Consider the following 6358-nt stretch of genomic DNA (forward strand, 5'->3'; position numbering starts at 1 on the left):
TCAAAAATAACATCGTAAGGTATTTCGGCATAGTTTAACACAAGTGTAACGGCATCATCCCAGGGTAATTTACTTTTAGGTGAATACACAGCTATTTTAGGAAACTTATCCAAGCGCATGACATCTGCATTATTGGCCGGACTAGCTATCTGCTCAATTATTTGATTAGATTGTGCATCAGAAATAACCTCATAGCTAACTCCTCTGATGATCAATTCATTTTCAAATTTCTGATAATATTTTACCATAAAACTTCCACCTCTGAAATTCAACAGCCAGTCAACTTCAATGTCATTTTGCAAAATCCAATAGGAAATCCCATAGGCTTTTAAATGATTGGATTGCTTCTCATCCATTGGTATTAAAATATAGCTTCCAAAGGATGATGAGTAGATGAAAAGTGTTACTAAAAGAACTAATAATTTACGCATAGGAGAATTTCAACTATCTAATTTACCGATAAAACGATATTATCTCTAATTAATCAATAATTACAATGTTCAACGTGATAAATACTTAATTTAGTTTCATAAAAGTGTTTAAATGAATCTTGTCGAGAACATAAAAGAAGGATTAAAATCTATCAAGGCGAACTTGCTAAGAACAGTGCTTACGGCTTTAATCGTTACACTGGGGATCACGTCATTAGTTGGAATTCTAACGGCCATTGATGGTATTCAATATTCGGTAACAGATTCTCTCTCAGACCTAGGTGTTAATACATTTGATATTTATTCAAAAAGAACAAGAGGCGGTAGAAGTGGTGGCATTCAGGAAAAATCGCAACCACCTTTAAAATTGAAAGAAGCGATGCGGTTTATCGACAACTATGATTTCTCGACCTCAGTTAGTTTAAACACCAGTATCACCAGTGTTGCAGAAGTTAAATATGAATCGAAGAAAACTAACCCAAATGTGTGGATCAATGGTGCAAATGACGAATATATTGCCTTAGAAGGTTTAAATATTGAGAAGGGCAGGAACTTTTCAATTATTGAAAACCAATATGGAACTAATGTGGCCATTATAGGTGTAGATGTGAAAGAATCAATTTTTGAAAATAATGTTGACCCACTTGGTAAGGAGATATCTTTATTAGGGAATAAATATCGAGTAATAGGAATTCTTGAAGAGCGGGGTCAAATTGGCGGTGGCGGAGGTCCTGATAATTCCGTTATCATACCTATATTAAATGCGAGTAGATTGTCTTCTGATCGCGTGCTTAGGTACAATTTAACAGTAGGCATTAATGACCCCAGTCAGATGGAAATGGCTATGGGAGAGGCAACTGCCTTGATGCGTAAAATCCGACAAGATAAACTTGGTGAGCCAAACAGTTTTGAAATCGCCAAAAGTGAATCATTAGCCGATAGACTTGAGCAAATTACAAGTGTAATGAGGCTCGGTGGATTTGGTATTGGATTTATAACACTTTTGGGTGCGTCTATTGCCTTAATGAATATCATGCTTGTGTCTGTAACAGAACGCACCAGAGAGGTTGGTGTAAGAAAAGCGCTAGGTGCAACTCCGTTAAGAATCAGACAGCAGTTTATTATTGAGGCGATTGTTGTTTGTTTGCTGGGTGGAATTGCAGGTGTAATTCTGGGAATTGGCATTGGCAACCTTATTTCAAGTGTTATAGGTATTGATGGCTTCGTTGTTCCATGGCTTTGGGTAATTGTGGGCTTGGTAGTGTGTATTGCAGTAGGCTTGATATCCGGATATTACCCGGCAAATAAGGCAGCTAAGTTGGATCCTATAGAGTCTCTAAGGTTTGAATAGATAAAATACTTTTCATAATTATTCAATATTAGCGTTATTCGCTACGTGATCATCAGAATAGTATTCGTGTTTTTATTTTTTAGTCAGCTACACTTATTGGCTGATGAACTTCTTCTGGAAGGAACCTATCAGGGTAAAGACATCTATGTTCAAAATCCATTTGATCGTGTAAGCAAAAAGTTTTGCACCACAGCTGTGTTTGTAAATGATGTTAAACTCTATGACAATCCATCTATCGCTGCTTTTAAAATAGATTTATCAGGATTTAGCATAAATGAAAGCGTCTCAATAAAAATAGAATATACTGGAAGTTGTATACCAACAATTGTAAACCCTGATGCTCTTGTTACGAAAGGGGCATTTCAATTTGCAAATATTAATGCAGATAATAATTCTGTTAACTGGTCTGTAATGGGTGAGATAAAAGGCTCTCAATATTACCTGTATCATCAATCGAATGGGAAGGAATATATAGCATATGATACCATACCTGCAAGAGGTGGTGATGGCATAGTTACATACTCGAAGCAACCAAATCACAAGCAAGGAGAAAATACTTATAAAGTGGTTTACAATTATCAGGGCAAAAGCAATGAGTCGAATGAAGTTCGGTTTACTGCTTCTGAAAATTATATCACCTTTTATCCTCAAATCGCCACCACCAGCTTGATCCTCTCAGATACTGCTGCATATGAAATTGAGAGTTTTTTTGGCAAAAAGGTTAAAAAGGGTGTGGGAAAAGAGATTAATTTAACTGATTTAAAGCCCGGTAAATATTATTTAATGATTCAAAACAGAAAGCAACAGTTTATAAAGCGATAAATCTGATTATGAATAAGTTACATTTTGCTACTGTTTAATATTAATGAGTATTTATATTCGTACTAATTTAAGTTCGAGAAAATTTTCCTTATCAATTTGAACTGTATGCTAAAGAATATTTTAACATTTACCTTATTTATAATAACCACTAATTTATTTTCCCAAGACAGGTATGCATTTTACTATAACCTTGAGCAGTTAATTGAGACTGATAAACTGGAAGAATTAGTTCAACAGGAAGCTAAGATCAGTCAGTATGTGATACCTGTAGACACTCTGTCTGCTGATATTTATGCTATTATTGGCGAGGGAAATTTAATTCTTGGGGAATACGAAAAAGCACAAAACTTATATGAGAAAGCCCTTGGTGTTAGAAGAAATTTAAATCCATTAGCCACCGAAGGGTTTAGCAGCACACTTTATAATCTGGTAAATGTACATCTTGTATTAGGGCACTACGCGCAAGCGTTGCAATTATCTGAGGAATTATTAGCAGTCGATGAGAAGTTGTACGGAAAGAGTTCAATTCCTTATTTTCAAACAGTCTTATTTCGTGCTGATGTACTAATAGAAACAAGTAAGTATGACAAAGCTTTAAAACTACTTAATTCACAAAAAAAGCAACTTGAAGATGAGTATAATATTGCCACTTTAAATGCTAAGAAGGGCGATGTGCTTTCGCTCTTGGGTAATTATAATGATGCTCAGCAATTATTATCAGAAGCAAGTGAAGTTTATGCCTCTTTAAATGACACACTTAGTTACGCTTTAACACAGTCGGCACAAGGCTTAAATTACATGAATATGGGAAAATACCCTCAAGCCGAGTATGTGTTCTTAGAATCCAGAGATCAACTAGCTAACTTACCTGATGCAGATTATTTAGCCGATGGGGCAAAAAGTAATTTAGCCCTGGCACAATTAGCTTTAGGTAGACAGCAGAGTGCTATAGATATTTATGAAACGTTAAGAGTAAAAGATTCAGTCAATTTTGGTCTCTCGCATCCCGCTTATATCACAACGCTCATTAACATAGGTGATGCATATTATGTTAACGATGAGTTTGACAATGCCATTAATTCATTGACTAAAGCACTAGAATTAGCACCCGATGTCTATGGGGCTAACAGTGAAGTTGAGGCTACTATTCTTAATAATTTGGCCAAGGTAAAAAGTGGGTTAAAAGATTACAGCGGTGCCCTTGCTGACCTTAAAAGGTCTCAAGAATTATTTGCCGAAGTTTATGGTAAGAATAGTTTTCTCTATTCAACAGCTACCTTCAATCTTGGCAAAGTTCAGCTAATGATGAAATCGCAGGCTGCAGATAAAAGCCTTTTGGAGGCCGGGAAAATAAGAAAGAAAGTAGTAGGAGATAAGCATCCCAAGTATGCCGAGGTTACCAACTACCTCGGAATTTATTATTGGCAACAGAACGATCTGAAGAAAGCCCGGAAATATTTTGAGGAGACTTTTACGAATTTTCTAAATCAGATAAAGCTGTTTTTTCCATCGTTGAGTGAAGAAGAAAAAACAAAATTTTACCTCGAGAAATTAAAGCCTGCATTTGAACAGTATAATACGTTGGGAGTACGGTTTATGAAGGATGACCCTTCGATACTCGCTAATATGTATAACTATCAGTTGCAAACTAAAGGCATTATTATGGCGGCAACAGAACGGTTGCGTAAAAATATCTATAACAGCAGTGATAGCACACTGATGAAGGATTATGAAGACTGGAAATCACTTAAAGAAAGATTATCAAAGCTTTATTCCAATAATGATCCGAGGCAAAATTATATCGACTCTTTAAATCAATTAGCCAATGAGCTTGAAAGAAGTTTAGTAAGAAGATCGTCTGATTTCGCAAAAGTTTACGATCAACAAGAAGCTGATTGGAAAGCGGTGCAAGAGAAGTTAGGGGATAATGAGGTGGCAGTTGAAATAATCAGATACAGGGTATCTGACCCTAAATTGGCTGGGGAATTTACAAATGACATAAATTACCTTGCATTAATTATCGACAAGAATTCTGACTATCCAAAACCAGTACATTTTACACGTGGTTCATTAATGGAGGGTAGGTATTTAAATAATTACCGCAACTCCATCAGATATCAAATTGAAGACCGATTTACTTACGATGAATTATGGGAGCCAATGAAGGATCAATTTGAAGGAGTTAAAAAAATATATATTTCACCAGATGGTGTTTATAACCAGGTAAACCTAAGCACGCTGGTTAATCCGGAAACGGGCGAATACCTGATCAAAGAAATTGAAATACAGGAAGTTACCAGCACCAGGGATTTACTTGTTGAAAGCAAGGCTTCCGGTTCTTCGTCTGCGGATAAGTATTTATTTGGCTTCCCTATGTACACTACAAATGGAACGGAATTGACTGCCTCAAAAAAAGAAAGAAGCTTAAGAGGAGGGCTTCGAGGTGGAGGCGGATTCTCAGAAACCAGAGGTTTAAGAGGCGGATTATTAAGATATATGAGAAGTGGCGAAGGCATAGCTACTTTACCTGGTACAAAAACAGAAGTAGAAGAAATAGAGGCAATTTTGTCTAAAGATGGTGATAACCCAAAAACGCTGATAACTGATCAGGCCAATGAAACAGCCATTAAGCAAGTCAGTAACCCCGAGGTATTGCATATTGCCACCCATGGTTATTTCCTTGAAAACATCGAACCTCAGGAATTTGGCGAAAGTAAAACGTATTATCAAAACCCGTTACTGAGAGCAGGTCTGATTTTGGCAGGTGCTGAAGACTTTTTATTAACAGGTAGTAACTCCATTGATAATGAAGATGGAATATTAACAGCCTATGAGGCGATGAATATGGATTTAAATAACACCGATTTAGTAGTTCTATCAGCTTGTGAAACAGGGCTGGGCGAAGTTTCTAATGGCGAGGGGGTTTATGGATTACAAAGGGCATTTAAAATTGCAGGTGCCAGGTACATTATAATGAGTATGTGGAATGTGGATGATGATGCCACACAACGGCTCATGACATTATTCTATGAACATTTATCTAAGGGTAAGGAGAAATACTATGCCTTTCGTGATGCGCAGTTGCAATTAATGGAAGAGTACGAACAGCCATTTTATTGGGGTGCATTTAAGATCGTAGGTCAATAAATTACCCTTTATAATACCAGAAAGCCTAAATAATAATCTTACTTTTGAGTTACTAAATATTATGAAAAAATTAGTTTCCATTTTATTTGTGTTAATTGTTTATGTACCCGCACTTAACGCACAACATTTCGGTGAAGAATTTAGTAAGCAGGAAGTGATAAAAATCACAGAATTGCCTGCAATAATGGCTAAACAAGATTCTGCTATTCTAAAAGTTAATAGCGAAATTACTGCCACCTGCAAAATGAAAGGCTGCTGGATGACTGTAAAAGGACCTGATGAGCAGGACATTCGTATAACATTTAAAAACTATGGATTCTTTGTGCCAAAAGACGGTATGGAAGGCAAAAGCGTAACATTTGAAGGTATATTGAAAAAAGTGACAACTGATGTTGCTACCTTAAGGCATTTTGCAGAAGACGCTGGCAAAACTGAAGAAGAAATTCAAAGTATTACTGATCCCAAAGAAGAGTATTCCTTTGTAGCATCAGGTGTGTTTATTGAAGACTGATTAATGAATATATTAAAAATCATACCTTCAGAAATTATAAGCAAGGCCGAAAAAATTAAGGCCTTATTTTTTGATGTAGATGGTGTGCTTACTGAT

General features: G+C 36.2%; 4 protein-coding genes and 1 pseudogene. 4 read left to right on the forward strand and 1 reads right to left on the reverse strand.

Annotation, left to right across the window (positions count from 1 at the left end; genetic code table 11):
- Positions 1-431 (reverse strand): annotated as a pseudogene (locus tag RLO81_RS05920) (asparagine synthetase B); the annotation flags it as partial.
- Positions 432-543: 112 nt separating this feature from the next.
- Here RLO81_RS05920 and RLO81_RS05925 point away from each other — a divergent pair.
- The 4 genes from RLO81_RS05925 (at position 544) to RLO81_RS05940 (ending at position 6262) form a co-directional block, all read left to right on the forward strand.
- Positions 544-1782: an ABC transporter permease gene (locus tag RLO81_RS05925; protein ID WP_350108609.1), complete on the forward strand. Its 1239-nt coding sequence runs from the start codon at positions 544-546 to the stop codon at positions 1780-1782.
- Positions 1783-1848: 66 nt separating this feature from the next.
- On the forward strand, positions 1849-2604 hold the full coding sequence (locus tag RLO81_RS05930) for a hypothetical protein (protein ID WP_350108611.1): 756 nt from the start codon (positions 1849-1851) through the stop codon (positions 2602-2604).
- Between the two features lie 105 nt (positions 2605-2709).
- On the forward strand, positions 2710-5751 hold the full coding sequence (locus tag RLO81_RS05935) for a CHAT domain-containing tetratricopeptide repeat protein (RefSeq protein ID WP_350108614.1): 3042 nt from the start codon (positions 2710-2712) through the stop codon (positions 5749-5751).
- Between the two features lie 61 nt (positions 5752-5812).
- On the forward strand, positions 5813-6262 hold the full coding sequence (locus tag RLO81_RS05940) for a DUF4920 domain-containing protein (protein WP_350108616.1): 450 nt from the start codon (positions 5813-5815) through the stop codon (positions 6260-6262).
- Positions 6263-6358: the final 96 nt, after the last annotated feature.

Source organism: Fulvivirga sp. (assembly GCF_040220315.1).
Lineage (GTDB): Bacteria > Bacteroidota > Bacteroidia > Cytophagales > Cyclobacteriaceae > Fulvivirga.